The organism is Pseudomonas sp. LBUM1644, assembly GCF_059716195.1.
In genome coordinates this window covers 5,427,279-5,446,123 of the sequence record NZ_CP166812.1, presented here as the reverse complement: position 1 = coordinate 5,446,123, position 18,845 = coordinate 5,427,279, and the positions used below count along the sequence as shown (strand labels likewise).

General features: G+C 59.2%; 18 protein-coding genes. 16 read left to right on the top strand and 2 right to left on the bottom strand.

The features are described 5' to 3' along the window. The first annotated feature begins 170 nt into the window (after positions 1 to 170). The 3 genes from cgtA (at position 171) to ACA052_RS24950 (ending at position 3,113) form a co-directional block, all read left to right on the top strand. Positions 171 to 1,394: an Obg family GTPase CgtA gene (gene cgtA / locus ACA052_RS24960; RefSeq protein WP_059402008.1), complete on the top strand. Its 1,224-nt coding sequence runs from the start codon at positions 171 to 173 to the stop codon at positions 1,392 to 1,394. A gap of 123 nt (positions 1,395 to 1,517) precedes the next feature. Then, positions 1,518 to 2,636 (top strand): glutamate 5-kinase, encoded by a 1,119-nt coding sequence (proB, locus tag ACA052_RS24955; protein WP_497650396.1) that lies wholly within the window; start codon positions 1,518 to 1,520, stop codon positions 2,634 to 2,636. Between the two features lie 12 nt (positions 2,637 to 2,648). Further along, positions 2,649 to 3,113, top strand: coding sequence for a CreA family protein (locus ACA052_RS24950; protein ID WP_010467533.1), 465 nt, complete (start codon positions 2,649 to 2,651; stop codon positions 3,111 to 3,113). A gap of 184 nt (positions 3,114 to 3,297) precedes the next feature. Here ACA052_RS24950 and rpsT read toward each other — a convergent pair whose 3' ends face one another. Continuing rightward, positions 3,298 to 3,576 carry a 30S ribosomal protein S20 gene (rpsT, locus tag ACA052_RS24945; RefSeq protein WP_008154937.1) on the bottom strand — a complete coding sequence of 93 codons (279 nt, stop codon included), beginning with the start codon at positions 3,574 to 3,576 and terminating at the stop codon, positions 3,298 to 3,300. A gap of 252 nt (positions 3,577 to 3,828) precedes the next feature. Between rpsT and murJ the strand changes: the two genes are divergently transcribed. The 6 genes from murJ (at position 3,829) to ispH (ending at position 11,401) form a co-directional block, all read left to right on the top strand. Next, a complete protein-coding gene (gene murJ, locus ACA052_RS24940) occupies positions 3,829 to 5,367 on the top strand; it encodes a murein biosynthesis integral membrane protein MurJ (RefSeq protein ID WP_497647233.1) in 1,539 nt (512 codons plus the stop codon). A gap of 129 nt (positions 5,368 to 5,496) precedes the next feature. Then, a complete protein-coding gene (gene ribF, locus ACA052_RS24935) occupies positions 5,497 to 6,447 on the top strand; it encodes a bifunctional riboflavin kinase/FAD synthetase (RefSeq protein ID WP_497647232.1) in 951 nt (316 codons plus the stop codon). Beyond that, positions 6,448 to 9,279, top strand: a complete 2,832-nt coding sequence (gene ileS, locus ACA052_RS24930) for an isoleucine--tRNA ligase (protein ID WP_497647231.1) — start codon at positions 6,448 to 6,450, stop codon at positions 9,277 to 9,279. After that, complete coding sequence (gene lspA, locus ACA052_RS24925) at positions 9,272 to 9,784, top strand: signal peptidase II (protein ID WP_497647230.1); 513 nt, start codon at positions 9,272 to 9,274, stop codon at positions 9,782 to 9,784. Before ileS ends, lspA begins: the two co-directional genes overlap by 8 nt. A gap of 7 nt (positions 9,785 to 9,791) precedes the next feature. Then, positions 9,792 to 10,229 carry an FKBP-type peptidyl-prolyl cis-trans isomerase gene (gene fkpB, locus ACA052_RS24920; RefSeq protein WP_497650395.1) on the top strand — a complete coding sequence of 146 codons (438 nt, stop codon included), beginning with the start codon at positions 9,792 to 9,794 and terminating at the stop codon, positions 10,227 to 10,229. 224 nt (positions 10,230 to 10,453) lie between these two features. Next, on the top strand, positions 10,454 to 11,401 hold the full coding sequence (ispH, locus tag ACA052_RS24915; protein ID WP_497647229.1) for a 4-hydroxy-3-methylbut-2-enyl diphosphate reductase: 948 nt from the start codon (positions 10,454 to 10,456) through the stop codon (positions 11,399 to 11,401). Here ispH and ACA052_RS24910 read toward each other — a convergent pair. Further along, complete coding sequence (locus tag ACA052_RS24910; protein ID WP_497647228.1) at positions 11,378 to 11,926, bottom strand: GspH/FimT family pseudopilin; 549 nt, start codon at positions 11,924 to 11,926, stop codon at positions 11,378 to 11,380. The two genes, ispH and ACA052_RS24910, sit on opposite strands and share 24 nt — an antisense overlap. A gap of 130 nt (positions 11,927 to 12,056) precedes the next feature. Here ACA052_RS24910 and ACA052_RS24905 point away from each other — a divergent pair, with 130 nt between their 5' ends. From ACA052_RS24905 to thiO, 7 genes are read left to right on the top strand one after another with little or no spacing between them, the layout of a single operon-like run. After that, positions 12,057 to 12,530 (top strand): GspH/FimT family pseudopilin, encoded by a 474-nt coding sequence (locus ACA052_RS24905; RefSeq protein ID WP_497647227.1) that lies wholly within the window; start codon positions 12,057 to 12,059, stop codon positions 12,528 to 12,530. Next, a complete protein-coding gene (gene pilV / locus ACA052_RS24900) occupies positions 12,527 to 12,976 on the top strand; it encodes a type IV pilus modification protein PilV (protein ID WP_497647226.1) in 450 nt (149 codons plus the stop codon). Before ACA052_RS24905 ends, pilV begins: the two co-directional genes overlap by 4 nt. Then, positions 12,973 to 13,686, top strand: a complete 714-nt coding sequence (locus ACA052_RS24895; protein ID WP_497647225.1) for a PilW family protein — start codon at positions 12,973 to 12,975, stop codon at positions 13,684 to 13,686. The genes pilV and ACA052_RS24895 overlap by 4 nt, the downstream gene beginning before the upstream one ends. Positions 13,687 to 13,696: 10 nt before the next feature. Next, positions 13,697 to 14,179: a pilus assembly PilX family protein gene (locus ACA052_RS24890; RefSeq protein ID WP_497647224.1), complete on the top strand. Its 483-nt coding sequence runs from the start codon at positions 13,697 to 13,699 to the stop codon at positions 14,177 to 14,179. After that, positions 14,166 to 17,240 (top strand): pilus assembly protein, encoded by a 3,075-nt coding sequence (locus tag ACA052_RS24885; protein ID WP_497647223.1) that lies wholly within the window; start codon positions 14,166 to 14,168, stop codon positions 17,238 to 17,240. The genes ACA052_RS24890 and ACA052_RS24885 overlap by 14 nt, the downstream gene beginning before the upstream one ends. A 14-nt stretch (positions 17,241 to 17,254) precedes the next feature. Continuing rightward, entirely contained in the window at positions 17,255 to 17,653 is a 399-nt protein-coding gene (locus ACA052_RS24880; RefSeq protein WP_497647222.1) for a type IV pilin protein, read from the top strand. Between the two features lie 55 nt (positions 17,654 to 17,708). Next, a complete protein-coding gene (gene thiO, locus ACA052_RS24875; protein WP_497647221.1) occupies positions 17,709 to 18,809 on the top strand; it encodes a glycine oxidase ThiO in 1,101 nt (366 codons plus the stop codon). The last annotated feature ends 36 nt before the right edge of the window (positions 18,810 to 18,845 follow it).

Here is an 18,845-nt window from a genome sequence, read left to right as displayed (position 1 = left end):
GTCTTGCGACGGGGCTTTTTCGTTTGTGGGGTGAGTCTCTTGCAAAGCTGTTTGTGATGGGCGAAAGCAGCTGGATTTGCGGTCGTTGCTTGAGGTCGCTGCGCTCATTTTTGCAAGAGTCTTATGTCTAGGTTTTTTCGGCTCGTCCGTATGGCGAGAGGCGTTTTGTTATGAAGTTTGTTGATGAAGTATCGATTCGAGTAAAGGCCGGTGACGGCGGCAACGGTTGCATGAGCTTCCGTCGCGAGAAATTCATTGAAAACGGCGGCCCGAACGGCGGTGACGGTGGTGATGGCGGCTCGGTCTACATGATCGCCGACGAAAACCTCAACACCCTGGTGGACTACCGTTACACCCGGCACTTCGATGCCGAGCGTGGTTCCAACGGCGGCAGCACCGACTGCACCGGCAAGAAAGGTGAAGAGCTGGTGCTGCGTGTTCCGGTCGGCACCACGGTGATCGACTCGGCCACCCAGGAAGTGATCGGCGACCTGACCAAGGCTGGTCAGAAGCTGCTGGTTGCTCACGGCGGCTGGCACGGCCTGGGCAATACCCGATTCAAATCCAGTACCAACCGCGCTCCGCGTCAGACCACTCCGGGTAAGCCGGGTGAGGCGCGTGACCTCAAGCTGGAAATGAAAGTGCTGGCGGACGTTGGTCTGCTGGGCTTGCCGAATGCGGGTAAAAGTACCTTCATTCGCTCGGTATCGGCTGCCAAACCGAAAGTCGCCGACTACCCGTTCACCACGTTGGTGCCGAACCTGGGTGTGGTCAGTGTCGATCGCTGGAAGAGCTTCGTGGTCGCGGACATTCCGGGCCTGATCGAAGGCGCTTCCGATGGCGCGGGCCTGGGGATTCGTTTCCTCAAGCACTTGTCGCGTACCCGTTTGCTGCTGCATCTCGTGGACATGGCGCCACTGGATGACGCCAGCGCCCCGGATGCGGCTGAAGTCATCGTCAGCGAGCTGACCAAGTTCAGCCCGTCCCTGGCTGAGCGTGATCGTTGGCTGGTGTTGAACAAGTGCGACCAGATCCTTGAAGAAGAGCACGATGCTCGCGTCAAGGAAATCGTCGATCGCCTGGAGTGGACCGGTCCGGTTTACGTGATCTCCGCTATCTCCAAGCTTGGCACCGAGCGTCTGTGTCACGACATCATGCGTTACATGGAAGATCGTGCCGATCGCCTGGCGAACGACCCGGCTTACAAGGAAGAGCTGGCCGAACTCGATCAGCGCATCGAAGACGAAGCCCGTGCCCAGCTGCAGGCGCTGGATGATCAGCGTGCCCTGCGTCGCAGTGGCGTGAAGTCGGTCCACGACATTGGTGACGATGATTGGGACGAAGAAGATGTGGATGACGAAGACGGTCCGGAAATCATTTACGTGCGTGACTGATTCGTTGCGATAAACTTGAACGCCGCTCACCAGAGCGGCGTTTTGGTATCTGGAAATCGGAAGTCACGAATAACGTCATGGGCAGCGCTGGGTCGTGCTGCCCTCAAGCTAAGGTTGAAGATGATGCGGAGCAAGGTGACAGGTGCGCAGCGTTGGGTCGTGAAAATCGGCAGCGCGTTGCTGACGGCAGACGGCAAGGGCCTGGATCGCGCGGCAATGAGTGTCTGGGTCGAGCAGATGGTGGCTTTGCACGAAGCGGGTGTCGAACTGGTGCTGGTGTCCTCTGGGGCGGTAGCGGCGGGGATGAGCCGCTTGGGCTGGACCGTACGACCCAGTGCAATGCACGAACTGCAGGCCGCTGCCGCCATCGGCCAGATGGGGTTGGTGCAGGCCTGGGAGTCGAGCTTTGCCGAGCATGGTCGGCACACCGCGCAGATTCTCCTGACCCACGACGACTTGTCCGACCGCAAGCGCTACCTGAATGCTCGCAGCACCTTGCGTGCGTTGGTTGAGTTGAAAGTGATTCCGGTGATCAACGAGAACGACACCGTGGTCACCGATGAAATCCGATTCGGCGACAACGATACGCTCGCGGCGCTGGTGGCCAACCTGGTCGAAGCGGACCTGCTGGTCATCCTGACGGACCGCGACGGCATGTTTGATGCTGATCCGCGCAATAACCCTGACGCGAACCTGATTTACGAGGCGCGTGCCGATGATCCGGCGTTGGATGCGGTGGCCGGTGGTACGGGTGGTGCGTTGGGTCGCGGCGGGATGCAGACCAAATTACGCGCTGCGCGTCTCGCGGCGCGTTCCGGTGCGCATACGATCATTGTCGGTGGGCGCCTTGAGCGTGTGCTGGATCGCCTGAAGGCGGGCGAGCGCATCGGCACCTTGCTATCGCCTGAGCGCGGCATGCTGGCGGCGCGCAAGCAGTGGCTGGCCGGGCATCTGCAAACCCGTGGCACGCTGGTGCTGGATGCGGGTGCGGTGACGGCGTTGTCCCAGGGCAACAAAAGTTTGCTGCCGGTCGGTGTCAAATTGGTCCAGGGCAGCTTCCGTCGTGGCGAAATGGTGGTGTGCGTGGCGCCAGACGGTCGTGAAATCGCCCGTGGGCTGGCCAACTACAGCGCGCTGGAAGCGCAAAAAATCATCGGTCAGTCGTCTGAGGCGATTGTCGGTCTGTTGGGTTACATGGCGGAGCCTGAGCTGGTTCACCGCGATAACCTGATCCTGGTCTGAAGGAATACCTGAATGCGCGTGGCAAAAGGATTGTTGGGTCTGTTGTTGGCGATGCCGCTGCTGGCCTCGGCCGAGGAGATTGGTCAGGTGTCGACGGTGTTCAAGTTCGTCGGCCCGAACGACCGTATTGTGGTCGAGGCGTTTGATGATCCGAAGGTCGAGGGCGTGACTTGCTACCTGTCGCGAGCCAAGACGGGTGGCGTGAAAGGTGGCCTGGGTCTGGCTGAGGATCGCGCCGAGGCGTCTATTGCTTGCCGTCAGGTCGGCCCGATCAGCTTCAAGGGCGAACTGAAGGATGGCGACGAGGTGTTCAAGGAGCGTACGTCGCTGGTGTTCAAGACCATGCAGGTGGTGCGATTCCTCGACAAGAAGCGCAATACGCTGGTGTACCTGGTCTACAGCGACCGATTGATCGAAGGCAGTCCGCAGAATGCGGTCACCGCAATCCCGATCCTGCCGTGGACGCACGCCCAATAACCTGACGCAGATCGAAATGTGGGAGCGGGCTTGCTCGCGAAAGCGGTGTATCAGGCGGTATGAATGTCGACTGATACGCCCTCTTCGCGAGCAAGCCCGCTCCCACATTTTTTTGCGCTGCGTTCACCAAATCACAGGCAATAAAAAACCGACCCAGAGGTCGGTTTTTCAACAAGCTTATCGCTTATGCGGCAACAGCAAGGTTCAGAGCCTTGACGTGACCGTTCAGGCGGCTCTTATGACGAGCAGCCTTGTTCTTGTGGATGATGCCTTTATCGGCCATACGGTCGATAACTGGCACGGCCAGAACGTAAGCAGCTTGAGCTTTTTCAGCGTCTTTTGCGTCGATGGCTTTAACTACATTCTTGATGTAGGTACGAACCATGGAACGCAGGCTGGCGTTGTGGCTGCGACGCTTCTCAGCCTGTTTTGCACGTTTTTTGGCGGAAGGTGTGTTGGCCACCGTCGAGCTCCTCGAAAGACTTTTTAGGAAATAGCAAACAAAATAGGCCGCGAATCATGCCGATGAGTTGATGTCTTGTCAAGGGCGGTTGAGACGTTCCGCTAAGTGGTAGGTATAAAGAGGCGGGATATTTATTTCCGGCGCTTGACCTGTAAACTCGCGAGCTTTGGCTCTGTGCTGCTGCGGCGCGGAGTATCGCATAAGTAGGCGCTTTGTTCGCCTGCTGTTTATCGACAGGCACAAACTCTTTCAATGAATCTGCTCAAATCGTTGGCCGCCGTCAGCTCTATCACGATGATTTCCCGGGTTTTGGGGTTTGTTCGTGACACCCTCATTGCGCGTACATTTGGCGCCGGGATGGCGACCGACGCCTTCTTTATCGCCTTCAAACTGCCGAATCTATTGCGGCGGATCTTCGCTGAGGGCGCTTTTTCACAAGCATTCGTGCCAATTCTTGCCGAATATAAAAGCCAGAAAGGCGAGGAGGCGACGCGAACGTTCATTGCCTATGTATCGGGCCTGCTGACGCTGGTGCTGGCGCTGGTGACCGCTTTGGGCATGCTCGCCGCGCCGTGGGTCATCTGGGCCACCGCGCCGGGCTTTGCCGATACGCCGGAAAAATTCCAGCTGACGTCCAGCCTGTTGCGGGTGACCTTCCCCTACATATTGCTGATCTCCCTGTCTTCATTGGCCGGGGCGATCCTCAACACGTACAACCGTTTCTCGGTGCCGGCCTTCGTGCCGACCCTGCTCAACGTCAGCATGATCATCTTCGCGGTGTTCCTGACACCGTACTTCGATCCGCCGGTCATGGCACTGGGCTGGGCGGTGCTGGCGGGTGGCCTGGCGCAATTGCTGTATCAGCTGCCGCACCTGAAAAAGATCGGCATGCTCGTGTTGCCACGCCTGAACCTGCGTGACAGTGGGGTCTGGCGGGTGATGAAACAGATGTTGCCGGCGATACTCGGCGTTTCCGTGAGCCAGATTTCTCTGATCATCAACACCATCTTCGCCTCATTCCTGGTCGCCGGGTCCGTCTCCTGGATGTACTACGCCGACCGTTTGATGGAATTGCCATCCGGCGTACTGGGCGTGGCGTTGGGCACGATTCTGCTGCCGACACTGGCCAAGACCTACGCCAGCAAGGATCGCCAGGAGTACTCGCGCATCCTCGACTGGGGACTGCGCCTGTGCTTCGTGCTGGTGTTGCCGTGCTCCCTGGCGCTGGGGATTCTCGCCGAACCGCTGACGGTTTCGCTGTTCCAGTACGGCCAGTTCAACGCATTTGATGCGTCGATGACCCAGCGCGCGCTGATTGCCTATTCAGTCGGGTTGCTCGGTATTATCGTGATCAAAGTGCTGGCTCCGGGCTTTTATGCGCAACAAAACATCCGGACGCCGGTGAAAATCGCGATTTTCACCCTGATCGTCACTCAGTTGTTTAACCTGGTGTTGATTGGCCCGCTGGCCCACGCCGGCCTGGCCTTGGCCATCAGCGCCGGTGCCTGCATAAACGCCGGGCTGCTGTTCTACCAACTGCGCAAGCAGCAGATGTATCAGCCGCAGCCGGGTTGGGCGAAGTTTGGTGCCAAACTGGTGGTCGCTGTCGTTGTAATGTCCGCCGTATTGCTGGGCGCCATGCACTTCATGCCCGCCTGGGATCAGGGGCACATGCTCGAACGCTTCCTGCGTCTGGGGGCTTTGGTCGTCGCGGGTGTGGTGGCGTATTTCGGTATGCTGGGGCTGATGGGCTTCAGGTTGCGCGACTTCAATCGCAAGGCCTTGAGCTGAGGTCTTGACCTCGATAAACACGGGCGGGCCGGCGTTTTTGTCGGCTCGATCACTTTGGGTTACGGTGTTGCCTGTCGTCGGCCGCCGGGTGTGGTTATAATCGACCACTTTATGAGCAAGAAGCGCGTTATGCAGCTGGTTCGAGGCCTCCACAATCTGCGCCCCCAGCATCGGGGCTGTGTCGCCACTATTGGCAACTTTGACGGTGTTCACCGTGGCCACCAGGCAATCCTGGCGCGTCTGCGTGAACGTGCGATCGAGTTGGGTGTGCCCAGCTGCGTGGTGATTTTCGAGCCGCAGCCCCGGGAGTTCTTCGCTCCGGACACGGCGCCTGCCCGTTTGGCACGTCTGCGGGACAAACTGCAGCTGCTGGCCGACGAAGGTGTCGACCGGGTGTTGTGCCTGGCCTTCAACCAGCGCCTGAGCAAGCTCAGCGCCAGCGAATTCGTCGATACCATTCTGGTGGACGGCTTGGGCGTACAGCACCTGGAGGTCGGTGACGACTTCCGCTTCGGCTGCGATCGCGTAGGAGATTTCGATTTCCTGCAACAAGCCGGCGTCATGCAGGGCTTTACCGTCGAAGCGGCGCAAACCGTGGAGCTGGACGGCATCCGTGTCAGCAGCACTCAGGTGCGAAATGCCCTGGCCGCTGCCGATTTTGCCTTGGCCGAGCGCCTGCTCGGTCGTCCGTTCCAGATTACCGGGCGGGTGCTGCATGGCCAGAAGCTGGCGCGCCAACTGGGTACGCCAACCGCCAACATACAACTCAAGCGTCGTCGCGTGCCGCTGACCGGGGTTTACCTGGTCAACGTCGACATCGACGGCAAGACCTGGCCAGGCGTCGCCAATATTGGCGTGCGTCCAACGGTTCAGGGAGATGGCAAAGCCCACCTCGAAGTGCACCTTTTAGATTTTGCCGGCGATCTGTATGACCGGCGTTTGACGGTGGTTTTCCACCACAAGCTGCGTGAAGAGCAGCGTTTCGCCTCTCTGGAGGCGCTTAAGACGGCGATCAATGCGGATGTCGCCGCCGCCCGTGCCCTGTCGCACCTAGCGCCAATCGCTAATGAAGAGCCTTAAATGACCGACTATAAAGCCACGCTAAACCTTCCGGACACCGCCTTCCCAATGAAGGCCGGCCTGCCTCAGCGCGAACCGCAGATTCTGCAGCGCTGGGACAGCATTGGCCTGTACGGAAAGTTGCGCGAGATTGGCAAGGATCGTCCGAAGTTCGTGCTTCACGACGGTCCTCCCTATGCCAACGGCACGATTCACATCGGTCATGCGCTGAACAAGATTCTCAAGGACATGATCATCCGCTCGAAAACCCTGTCGGGTTTCGACGCGCCTTATGTTCCGGGCTGGGATTGCCACGGCCTGCCGATCGAGCACAAAGTCGAAGTGACCCACGGTAAAAACCTGGGTGCGGACAAGACCCGCGAACTGTGCCGTGCCTACGCCACCGAGCAGATCGAAGGCCAGAAATCCGAATTCATCCGTCTGGGCGTGTTGGGCGACTTCGCCAACCCGTACAAGACCATGGACTTCAAAAACGAGGCCGGTGAAATCCGTGCCTTGGCCGAAATCGTCAAGGGCGGTTTCGTGTTCAAGGGCTTGAAGCCTGTGAACTGGTGCTTTGACTGCGGTTCGGCGCTGGCTGAAGCGGAAGTCGAGTACGAAAACAAAAAGTCCTCGACCATCGACGTGGCGTTCCCGATTGCCGATGAAGCCAAACTGGCTGCCGCTTTCGGTCTGCCGTCGCTGGGCAAGCCGGCTTCGATCGTGATCTGGACCACCACCCCGTGGACCATCCCGGCCAACCAGGCGCTGAACGTTCATCCGGAATTCAACTACGCTCTGGTCGATGTCGGCGACAAACTGCTGGTGCTGGCGGAAGAGCTGGTCGAGTCGTGCCTGGCCCGTTACAGCCTGGAAGGTTCGGTCATCGCGACCACCACCGGTAAAGAGCTGGAACTGATCAACTTCCGTCACCCGTTCTACGATCGCCTGTCGCCGGTTTACCTGGCCGACTACGTCGAACTGGGCGCTGGCACTGGCGTGGTTCACTCCTCGCCGGCCTACGGCGTAGACGACTTCGTGACCTGCAAGAAGTACGGCATGGTCAACGATGACATCATCAATCCGGTACAAAGCAACGGCGTTTACGTACCGTCGCTGGAGTTCTTCGGCGGCCAGTTCATCTGGAAAGCCAACCCGGCCATCGTCGACAAGTTGACCGAAGTCGGTGCGCTGCTGCACACCACCATCATCGAACACAGCTACATGCACTGCTGGCGCCACAAGACGCCGCTGATCTACCGCGCCACCGCGCAGTGGTTCATCGGCATGGACAAAGAGCCTGTGTCTGGCGATACCCTGCGCAAGCGCGCGATCAAAGCCATCGAAGAAACCAAGTTCGTCCCGGCCTGGGGCCAGGCGCGCCTACACTCGATGATCGCCAACCGTCCGGACTGGTGCATCTCCCGTCAGCGCAACTGGGGCGTGCCGATCCCGTTCTTCCTGAACAAGGAAAGCGGCGAGCTGCACCCACGTACCGCCGAGCTGATGGAAGAAGTCGCCAAGCGCGTCGAAGTCGAAGGCATCGAAGCCTGGTTCAAGATGGACGCTGCCGAGTTGCTCGGTGACGAAGCGCCGCAGTACGACAAGATCAGCGACACCCTGGACGTCTGGTTCGATTCGGGCACCACGCACTGGCACGTCCTGCGCGGTTCGCACCCGATGGGTCACGAGACCGGTCCACGCGCCGACCTGTACCTGGAAGGCTCTGACCAACACCGCGGCTGGTTTCACTCGTCGCTGCTGACCGGTTGCGCCATCGACAATCACGCGCCGTACCGCGAGTTGCTGACACACGGTTTCACCGTCGACGAGTCCGGCCGCAAGATGTCCAAATCCCTGGGCAACGTGATCGCACCGCAAAAGGTCAACGACACATTGGGCGCCGATATCATGCGCCTGTGGGTCGCTTCCACTGATTACTCGGGTGAAATGGCGGTTTCCGAGCAGATCCTGCAGCGCAGTGCGGACGCCTATCGGCGGATCCGTAACACCGCGCGCTTCCTGCTCTCCAACCTGACCGGTTTCAACCCGGCCACCGACATCCTGCCCGCCGAAGAAATGCTCGCGCTGGACCGTTGGGCCGTGGACCGTACCCTGTTGCTGCAACGTGAGTTGCAGGAGCACTACAGCGAATACCGCTTCTGGAACGTCTACTCCAAGATCCACAACTTCTGCGTGCAGGAGCTGGGTGGTTTCTACCTCGACATCATCAAGGACCGTCAGTACACCACTGGCGCCAACAGCAAGGCGCGCCGTTCGGCGCAAACCGCGCTGTATCACATCTCCGAAGCGCTGGTGCGCTGGATCGCGCCGATCCTCGCATTCACCGCCGACGAGCTGTGGGAGTATCTGCCGGGCGAACGTAATGAATCGGTGATGCTCAACACCTGGTACGAAGGCCTGACCGAACTGCCGGAAAACGTCGAACTGGGCCGCGCCTACTGGGAGCGGATCATGGCGGTGAAGGTCGCGGTCAACAAGGAAATGGAAATCCAGCGCGCGGCCAAGGCCGTCGGTGGCAACCTGCAAGCCGAAGTGACACTGTTCGCCGAGGACGCACTGAGCGCCGACCTGGCCAAGCTGAGCAACGAACTGCGTTTCGTGCTGATCACTTCCACCGCCAGCGTTGCACCGTTCGTGCAAGCTCCGGCCGATGCGGTAGTCACCGAAGTCAGCGGCCTGAAGCTGAAAATCGTCAAGTCGGCCTTCGCCAAGTGCGCCCGTTGCTGGCACTGCCGTGAAGACGTCGGCGTGAATCCGGAGCATCCGGAAATCTGCGGCCGTTGCGTCGACAACATCAGCGGCGCTGGCGAGGTTCGTCACTATGCCTAACGCCGTTGGCCGTTTCGGACGGCTTGGCTGGCTCTGGTTGAGCTTGCTGGTCCTGGTCATCGACCAGGCCAGCAAGTTCTACTTCGAGGGCACGCTGAACATGTACCAGCAGATCGTGGTGATCCGCGATTACTTCAGCTGGACCCTGGCCTACAACACCGGCGCTGCGTTCAGCTTCCTGGCCGACAGCTCCGGCTGGCAACGCTGGTTGTTCGCCCTGATCGCGGTCGTGGTCAGTGCGGTGCTGGTGGTGTGGCTCAAGCGTCTGGGGCGCAACGAAACCTGGCTGGCGATTGCGCTGGCCCTGGTGCTCGGTGGCGCGCTGGGCAATCTGTACGACCGCATTGCCCTGGGCCATGTGATCGATTTCATTCTGGTGCATTGGCAGAACCGCTGGTACTTCCCGGCGTTCAACTTCGCCGACAGTGCAATTACTGTCGGTGCCGTGATGCTTGCACTGGATATGTTCAAAAGTAAGAAGACCGGAGAAGCCGTTCATGACTGAACAGGTATTGGCTGAGCAACGCATCCGCCAGAACACGGAAGTCACCTTGCACTTTGCATTGCGCCTGGAGAACGGCGACACCGTCGACAGCACCTTCGACAAAGCCCCGGCGACCTTCAAGGTCGGCGATGGCAACCTGCTACCGGGTTTCGAAGCAGCACTGTTCGGCTTCAAGGCAGGCGACAAGCGGACGCTGACGATTCAGCCGGAAAACGCTTTTGGCCAACCCAACCCGCAGAACGTGCAGATCATCCCGCGCTCACAGTTCAAGGACATGGAGCTGTCGCCTGGCTTGCTGGTAATCTTCAACGATGCGGCGAATACCGAGTTGCCTGGCGTGGTAAAAGAGTTTGATGACGAGCAAGTGACCATCGACTTCAACCACCCGCTGGCCGGTAAAACCTTGACCTTTGACGTTGAGATCATCACCGTCAAATCGCTGTAACTGACTGTATAGGGTCAAATGTGGGAGCGAGCTTTGTGGCGAGGGGATTTATCCCCGTTGGGGTGCGAAGCGCCCCTGAAACCAACCACCGCGGTCTTGAATGAGAACGCGCTGTCTTTTGTACGATTGCTGCGCAATCGAACGGGGATAAATCCCCTCACCACAAAGGCCTGCTCCCACATCAAGATTTTCAATGTATTCGCGCGCAAGACACGAGGCACAGCATGCAAATCAAACTCGCCAATCCCCGTGGCTTCTGCGCCGGTGTGGACCGGGCGATCGAAATCGTCAACCGCGCCCTGGAAGTCTTCGGGCCGCCGATCTATGTGCGCCATGAAGTGGTGCACAACAAGTTCGTCGTTGAAGACCTGCGCGCACGCGGAGCAATTTTCGTCGAAGAACTGGATCAGGTGCCGGATGACGTCATCGTGATATTCAGCGCCCACGGCGTTTCCCAGGCCGTGCGTACCGAAGCCGCTGGCCGTGGCTTGAAAGTGTTCGACGCGACCTGCCCGCTGGTGACCAAGGTGCACATCGAAGTCGCGCGCTACAGCCGCGACGGCCGCGAATGCATCCTCATCGGCCACGCCGGCCACCCGGAAGTCGAAGGCACCATGGGCCAGTACGATGGCAGCAACGGTGGTGCGATCTACCTGGTCGAAGACGAGAAAGACGTCGCCGCGTTGCAGGTACACAACCCCGAAAAACTAGCGTTCGTGACCCAGACCACCCTGTCCATGGACGATACCAGTCGCGTCATCGATGCCCTGCGTGCGCGTTTCCCTGCCATCGGCGGCCCGCGCAAGGACGACATTTGCTACGCGACGCAAAACCGTCAGGACGCGGTCAAGCAACTGGCTGATGAATGCGATGTGGTGTTGGTGGTCGGCAGCCCGAACAGCTCCAACTCCAACCGCCTGCGTGAGTTGGCCGAACGCATGTCCACGCCGGCCTACCTGATCGACGGTGCCGAAGACCTGCAAAAGAGCTGGTTCGACGGTGTCGAGCGCATCGGCATCACTGCAGGCGCCTCGGCACCGGAAGTCCTGGTGCGTGGCGTGATCCATCAGTTGCAGGCTTGGGGCGCTACCGGTGCCGATGAATTGGCCGGTCGCGAGGAAAACATCACGTTCTCCATGCCGAAAGAGCTACGCGTCCGCTCGCTGCTCTGAGTTTTCCCCTCCAGTGCATAACGCCTGTGCAGTCTTATTGCTGCGCAGGCTGACGCGACCGCTTGGGGCCAGCACCACCTGCATTAGACTCACCGGCTCGCTGGTTGCGCAAATGTGTATTGTCCCTGCCTGAAACTCTCCTCTGGCGAACTGCGGTTCGCCCAGATCGCTGAAACGCAGGAAATTTCTGACCGGCCGATTGCCAGCGATCAACACCCGAGTCCCGCTCTGGCGCTCGGCCAGCAGCGGATTGCTGCTGTCTTTATGCCCCTTTCCGCTGATGTCCAGAATGATCCGCCAACCTTGGCCCCAGTCACCGTTGAGGGCATGAATCACAACGCCCTGATGGCGTGTGATGGCCTCCGTTCTGGCGGTACGAATTCCACTGTAAAGCGACTGCGCCGCGTCCTCACGATGGTTCGATTCCGTGAGTGCTGCAAACGCCGGACTGACCAACAGCAGAACAATCCCGGCAATTGCCAGTCCCATAAGCAGTTCGATCAGGCTGAAGCCTCGCTGATGCATGTATTTCCCTCCGTGGCGTACTGCGGTTCGCGCAATCCATGCGCGAGTAATGGCAAAACAAACGAACATCTGCCGGTCGAATGTTCTAGCGTGTAGATGCAGGTATAGCCGACGGCTACGGAGGGCACAGATGGATCATCGTTCAAAAGGTTTCACGCTGATCGAGTTGCTGGTGACGCTCGCGGTTTTTTTGATCCTGATCACCCTGGCTGTTCCGGCATTCACCCGCTCGGTGCAAAGCACCAAGGCCGACACCGAGATCGGCGACCTGCAACGAGCTTTGAATTTCGCCCGGCTGGAAGCAATCGATCGAGGCATTACCACGCGGGTACGTCCAACGGTGGTGGGTGGCGCCTGGACCGGGGAGCTGACGGTCTACGACAGTACTGGCAATCCGGCGAATGTATTGCGGGTTGTTCCCGCAATGAGCAGCGGCGCGATCCTGGCGCTAACCTCAGGAGTGACCCCTATTGATTTCAACAACCTCGGGGGCTTGTCGGCGCCGTCCACGGTGGTGGTGATCAATTATGTATTGGGGGCGCAAAGCAGGACGCTGAATGTGTGTCTGAACGGACGAATTCTATTGGGTGGAAATTGCGGATGAGGGAAGGGAGCAAACGTGCACAGGAGGGCATGACGCTGATCGAAGTCTTGGTCGCGTTGGTGATTCTGAGTGTTGGCCTATTGGGGGCGGCGGCGATTCAGCTCAACGCGCTGAAGTACACTGACAGCTCGCGGATGACCAGCCAGGCGAGTTTTATCGCCTACGACATGATGGACCGCATACGCGCCAACGCTGGCGCCGATTACACCGTCACACCACCCGCCGCAGGCAACTTGAACGTCGCGCGGGATCAGGACCTCTACGATTTCACCTCCAACATCGTCAATTTCCTCGGCACTACCGCGACGGGCAGCGTCACCCTCAACCAGCGGGTGTACACCATCACCATTACCTGGGATGACTCGCGGGCGGCCAATATCGCCAATACCCGTCGCAGCTTTGTGCTGACCAGTCGCGCCACCGTCGACCCGGTGTCGACGCCATGAATACAAACAGCAGAGGTTTCGGCTTGATCGAGTTGCTGATCGCCTTGGCCTTAAGCCTGATCGTCGTGCTGGGCGTGGCGCAGGTTTTCATCGCGGCCAAGAACACCTACGTCAGCCAGAACACCTCGGCCGGCATGCAGGAAGATGCGCGTTTTGCGCTGAGCAAGCTGATCCAGGAAATTCGCATGGTAGGGATGTTCGGGTGTCTGGCGACAATCACTGACGCTAGTGCGGGAGCGAGCTTCACTGCCAGTCAGGTCGCGCCGATCAGTTGGGACAACGCCAACCTCAAGCTGACCCTGGTCACGGCAGATGTCGGGGGGAGTGGCGGTACACCGACCTGGACGGTGGTTTCCGATTGCCGCAACACGGCGACGGCCTACTCCAATCAGCAGGCTCCTGCGACGGGACAACTGGCCTTTCCGATTCGTCGACTGATCTACAGCCTCAAGAATGGTCAGCTGACAATGGGTAGCGGTATCGGTACGCCGGCTCAGGCGGTGCTCGTCGACAACGTCAGTGCTTTCAATGTGAGCTTCGGCCTTGCCGCTTCGGCCACCGATACGGCCGCGTCCAGTTACAGCACCAATCCGTCGGACCCGGCGCGAATACGTAGCGTGCGCCTGACCTTGACCCTCACTGACCCGAACAAACGGGTGCGCGATCAAACTTTCAACGTGGTTGCCGCTTTGCGCAATCGCTTGCCATGAGGGGCGGCCGATGAGTTTCTCTCCCGTGACCCCTGATTCCCAACGCGGCATGGCGCTGCTGGTCAGCCTGGTGTTCCTGTTGTTGCTGACCCTGATCGGACTTTCATCGATGCAGAACGCCACCCTGCAGGAAAAAATGGCCAACAGCGTGACTTTGCGCAATCAATCGTTCCAGGCTGCCGAAGCCGCGCTGCGCATCGGTGAAAGTGCGGTGCAACTGGACACCTATACGTTGCCGATATGCAGCGGTACCACTCAATGCGCGCCACCGGCCGAGTCATCGTTGATCGCCGCTGCCGGGTTCAATGGCACCTCGGGCGTGACCTGGATTGCCGCTGGCGGTGGTTTTTATGGCGTGCAAAACATCGGTACAACGCTGACAGCGGTGAATGTGCCGAGCAACACCTCTGCGACGCTTTATCGGGTTACGGCAGTGGCCATCGTGGGCAACAACGTGCGCAGTGTGGTGGAGAGTATTTATGCGAAGTACTGAGAGGCGCGCCGGGTTTTGGCAGCTTTTGTGCGGCGCGTTGCTGGGGTTGTATCTCTCGGCTCCGGCGTATGCCTTCACCCCTTCGGATTCGCCGCTGTTGAGTGCTGCGGCGGTTGCGCCGAACGTGATGCTGATGATTGACGATTCAGGGAGCATGAACAGCATCATCTGGGCGACGGGTTTTGACCCGACGATTACCAATCGCCCCCAAGTGACCATCTGCAGTTCTGACTTCTCCTGCCTGGGGGGGCAAAACCTCGACATGACCGATACCAACATATTTCTGTCGAGCCTGAATCGTGGTGGTTGTCCATCGGGCTATTTCGGTTTTTATGCCGGCTTCCTGGGATTCAGTTCGTTTTGCCTGAAACTTCCCGATCCCGTGGGCAACCAGAACACGCGTTACTCGGCTAACTACCTGGCTTACCTGAGCAATTTGGCCAACTACTCGACCAAGGATTTCACCACCGGCTCGATCCCCACGGATTACCGGATGAGGGTCGCGCGCAAGGTGTCGACCGATCTGGTCGCCAACAACCGCGCGCTGCGCATCGGCCTGGCGACGTTCAACCCGGCCACCAGCAACAACTCCGGTAATGGTGGTTACATCGCTCGCTCCATCAGCGACCTGTCGGACCAGAGCAACTACAACGCATTGATCGACTCCATCAATGGCTTGAGTGCGGTCGCCAACACGCCGCTGGCGGAAACCTATTACGAAGTGACCCGCTACTTGCGCGGCATGGCGCCGTACTACAACTCGACGCCTGCGACCTACACCAGTCCGATCCAGTACCGTTGCCAGAAAAACTACGGTGTGGTGATCACAGACGGCCTGCCCACTTACGACCGAACCTTCCCGACCAACGATCCCCTGGGCGGCACCCGACTTCCCAACTGGGATGGTGTGAACAATGACGGCCCGGACCTCACTGGCGATGATGAGGGCGACACCCTTTATCTGGATGACATCGCCAAGTTCGCTTTCGATATCGACATGCGCACCACCGGTGTCGATCTGGCGAACAAAAGCTGGAACGCAGCGGATTTTCCCAAGCAAAACTTGAATACCTACACCGTGGGCTTCACCACCTCTAACCAGATGTTGTCGGACGCAGCGAATTACGGACAGGGCAAGTACTACCAGGCGACAGACAGCGCCGGTCTCAATAGCGCATTGTCATCGGCCTTGAGCGACATCACCTCCAAGGCCGGGTCCGGAGGGAGTGGCACCACCAGCGGTACAATTGTGGGCGTCGGTTCTTCCTACTATCAGACCAGTTACGACCCCAAGGACTGGCGCGGCACGATCAAATCCTATGGGTTCACTTCGACGGGTACGGTCAATACAGCCTCGGTACTCTGGACTACAGACACGGCCATCGTTCCTGGCGCCACGGCGCCCATTTATCAATCCTGGAACAACCTGAGCAACGCTCCCGTCACGCTGGCCTATGCCAATTTAGCCCCGGCACAGCAGACGGCGTTGAGTCAGAGCCTGCCCACCGGCATCACCGGCACTGATCTGGTGGAATGGAGCAAGGGCACCAACAAAGCAGGGTTGAAGTCGCGCAGCGTGTTGCTGGGCGACATCATCAACTCACCGTTGGTGCTTGCTTCGCCCACAGACAAAACCGCGTCCGACCTGGTGGGCGACACCTCCTACAGCACTTACCTGACCATCAAAAAAGCCGCCAACATGAATGCCAGTCTGGTGGTGAACGGCAACGACGGGTTCGTCAGCGTCATCAACTCGGGCAACGGCGCGAGGCGCTATGCCTACATGCCCTCCAGTGTCCTGCCTTCGCTGCGTTATATCGCCGATACCACTTACATCAATGGCGTCAGCCACAAGTTTCTGGTGGACGGCCAGGTCGGTGTATTCGATGCCCAACTCAACAGTGCCTGGAAAACCCTCGCACTGGGCGGGACGGGCGCAGGCGGCAAGACGTTTTATGCGCTGCAATTGTTCGACGCTTCGGCAGGCAACGTGATCAAGGCGTTGTGGGAAATCAGCGCGCCGGCCACTCCAAACCCGGCGAACGTTTTCAATGATCTGGGTTATGCCTATGCCCGCCCGGAAGTGGCACGCTTGGCCGATGGTCGGTGGGCGGCGTTCATCTCCAATGGCTATGGCAGCAGCTCAGGTGTCGCGGCGTTGTATGTGGTGGATGTCAATGATGGGTCATTGATCAAAAAAATCGTCATCGACAGCACCGAAACCACCAATGGCTTGTCCTCGGTGAAACTCAAGGTCAACTCACAGAACGTGGTACAGGCGGCCTACGGTGGAGACCTGAAAGGACGGTTGTGGAAATTTGATTTGAGCGGCACCACCACGGACACCTGGGGCCTGGCGTTTTCGGGCAAACCGCTGTTCACCACGGTGGGTGGCGTCACTCAGCCGATCACTGCGCAACCGTTGCTGGCCGATAATTCCCAGGGCGGCAAGGAAGTGTTTTTCGGCACCGGCAAGTTCAACGAGACCGCTGACAAGACCAACAAGGATCTCCAGGCGTTCTATGCGGTGTGGGACGCGGACGGTGGCTCCGGACAGATCGCCCCCTCCAGTTTGCAGCTCCAGTCGGTGACGGGTGTGTTCTCGGGAAGCACGGGGCAATTCATCACCACCAGCCAGAACGACGTGACCTATCCGGCAGAGAAGGGCTGGTATCTGCCACTGGTCTACTCCAGCGTGTTGACCGGGGAGCGGGTGATCAATCAGGCAGCACTGATATTGGGGCGGATCGTGTTTACCACCGCCAGTGTGGACACCACCGACCCGTGTGCCAGTTTCGGCACCGGCAAACTGGTCGAACTGGATGCGTTCAGCGGTAAGATGCTCAACTATGCAGTGCTCGACACCAATAGCGATGGCTTGGTCGACGGCACTGACACGATTTCCAGCGGCGTGATTTTCACGGGCGGGATGCCGGTGTTGAATGCCATTGTCAATGGAGGAACCGGCAAGATCGTAACCGATTCCAGTGCGGCGGTGACCCGGCTGGCTGAAAAGGGCGGCGGTGGCAGCCGTCGCATCATGTGGCGACAAATACAGTAAGTGAGAGTTGAGGCATGCGCAGATCCAACCGAGGTTTTACCCTGATCGAAATCATGATCGTGATTGCGATCATCGGGATCGTTATCACCATTGGCTACCCGAGCCTCACCGAATACGTGAAAAAGGGGCGTCGCGCCGAAGTGGTCGGCGTGTTGTCCGAACAGGCGCAGACCCTGGAACGGTTCTACTCGAACAAGAATGTCTACACCGGAGCCATCGGCCTCAGCGCCGGCACCGATTACTACACCATTACGCCGACGCTGACTGACCAGACGTTCCTGCTGACGGCCGTGCGCAAGCCCGGCGCCATGGCGTCTGACAAGTGTGGCGATTTCACCCTGACCAACACCGGCGTCAGAAGCATGATCAATGCAACGGCCGGATTGACCACCAAGGATTGCTGGGGTCGCTGAGCGTGTTTTTCGGGCGCCTTTTGCGCCTCTGTCTATTTATCGGTTGGATCAGAACATGACCATGCAACAGCAAGTGGTGATTGTCGGCGGTGGGGTGATTGGCCTGCTGACGGCATTCAATCTCGCGTCCGAAGTGCAGAGCGTTGTGCTGCTGGATCGCTCGAATGTCGGTCAGGAATCGTCCTGGGCCGGCGGTGGCATCGTTTCGCCGCTTTACCCATGGCGTTACAGCCCGGCGGTCACTGCGCTGGCCCATTGGTCCCAGGACTTTTATCCACAGCTGGGCGAGCGGCTATTTGCGGTCACCGGTGTCGATCCTGAAGTGCACACCACCGGGTTGTACTGGCTGGACCTGGATGACGAAGCCGAGGCACTGGCTTGGGCCGAGCGCGAAAACCGCCCGCTAAAAGCTGTGGATATCTCGGCCGCTCACGACGCGGTGCCGGTGCTGGGCCCAGGATTCACACGGGCAATTTACATGGCCGATGTGGCCAACGTGCGTAATCCGCGGCTGGTGAAATCCCTCAAGGCGGCGTTGCTGGCGCTGCCGAACGTGACGATTCATGAGCAGTGCGAAGTCAGCGGGTTTGTCCGCGAAGGCGATCAAGTGGTCGGCGTACAGACTTCGGCGGGAGCCATTCTGGGTGATCAGGTGGTTCTGACGGCTGGCGCCTGGAGTGGCGATCTGTTGAAAACACTGGGGCTGGCGCTGCCTGTCGAACCGGTGAAAGGGCAGATGATTCTGTATAAGTGCGCGGCCGACTTTCTGCCGAGCATGGTGTTGGCCAAGGGGCGTTATGCAATTCCGCGGCGTGACGGGCACATTCTGATTGGCAGTACGCTGGAGCACGAAGGCTACGACAAGACGCCTACCGAGTCTGCTTTGGACAGTCTGAAAGCGTCGGCCATCGAGTTGCTTCCGGCGCTGGCGAATGCCGAGGTGGTGGGGCATTGGGCCGGGCTGCGACCGGGTTCACCTGAGGGCATTCCCTATATCGGTCGGGTGCCGGGGTTCAATGGGCTTTGGCTCAATTGCGGGCATTACCGCAACGGGTTGGTGTTGGCGCCGGCATCGTGCCAGTTGTTTGCCGATGTGATGTTGGGCAGGGCACCGATTATTGATCCGGCGCCGTATGCGCCTGCTGGGCGGATCTGAAAGCAAGATCAAAAGATCGCAGCCTGCGGCAGCTCC

Excerpts from the sequence above, each read along its gene's own strand:
- ileS (WP_497647231.1), top strand. The coding sequence starts at position 6,448 with ATGACCGACTATAAAGCCACGCTAAACCTTCCGGACACCGCCTTCCCA.
- ACA052_RS24880 (WP_497647222.1), top strand. The coding sequence starts at position 17,255 with ATGCGCAGATCCAACCGAGGTTTTACCCTGATCGAAATCATGATCGTG.
- ACA052_RS24910 (WP_497647228.1), bottom strand. The coding sequence starts at position 11,926 with ATGCATCAGCGAGGCTTCAGCCTGATCGAACTGCTTATGGGACTGGCA.
- thiO (WP_497647221.1), top strand. The coding sequence starts at position 17,709 with ATGACCATGCAACAGCAAGTGGTGATTGTCGGCGGTGGGGTGATTGGC.
- ribF (WP_497647232.1), top strand. The coding sequence starts at position 5,497 with ATGCAGCTGGTTCGAGGCCTCCACAATCTGCGCCCCCAGCATCGGGGC.
- murJ (WP_497647233.1), top strand. The coding sequence starts at position 3,829 with ATGAATCTGCTCAAATCGTTGGCCGCCGTCAGCTCTATCACGATGATT.
- ACA052_RS24890 (WP_497647224.1), top strand. The coding sequence starts at position 13,697 with ATGAGTTTCTCTCCCGTGACCCCTGATTCCCAACGCGGCATGGCGCTG.
- proB (WP_497650396.1), top strand. The coding sequence starts at position 1,518 with ATGCGGAGCAAGGTGACAGGTGCGCAGCGTTGGGTCGTGAAAATCGGC.
- pilV (WP_497647226.1), top strand. The coding sequence starts at position 12,527 with ATGAGGGAAGGGAGCAAACGTGCACAGGAGGGCATGACGCTGATCGAA.
- cgtA (WP_059402008.1), top strand. The coding sequence starts at position 171 with ATGAAGTTTGTTGATGAAGTATCGATTCGAGTAAAGGCCGGTGACGGC.
- ACA052_RS24905 (WP_497647227.1), top strand. The coding sequence starts at position 12,057 with ATGGATCATCGTTCAAAAGGTTTCACGCTGATCGAGTTGCTGGTGACG.
- ACA052_RS24895 (WP_497647225.1), top strand. The coding sequence starts at position 12,973 with ATGAATACAAACAGCAGAGGTTTCGGCTTGATCGAGTTGCTGATCGCC.
- lspA (WP_497647230.1), top strand. The coding sequence starts at position 9,272 with ATGCCTAACGCCGTTGGCCGTTTCGGACGGCTTGGCTGGCTCTGGTTG.
- ispH (WP_497647229.1), top strand. The coding sequence starts at position 10,454 with ATGCAAATCAAACTCGCCAATCCCCGTGGCTTCTGCGCCGGTGTGGAC.
- ACA052_RS24950 (WP_010467533.1), top strand. The coding sequence starts at position 2,649 with ATGCGCGTGGCAAAAGGATTGTTGGGTCTGTTGTTGGCGATGCCGCTG.
- ACA052_RS24885 (WP_497647223.1), top strand. The coding sequence starts at position 14,166 with ATGCGAAGTACTGAGAGGCGCGCCGGGTTTTGGCAGCTTTTGTGCGGC.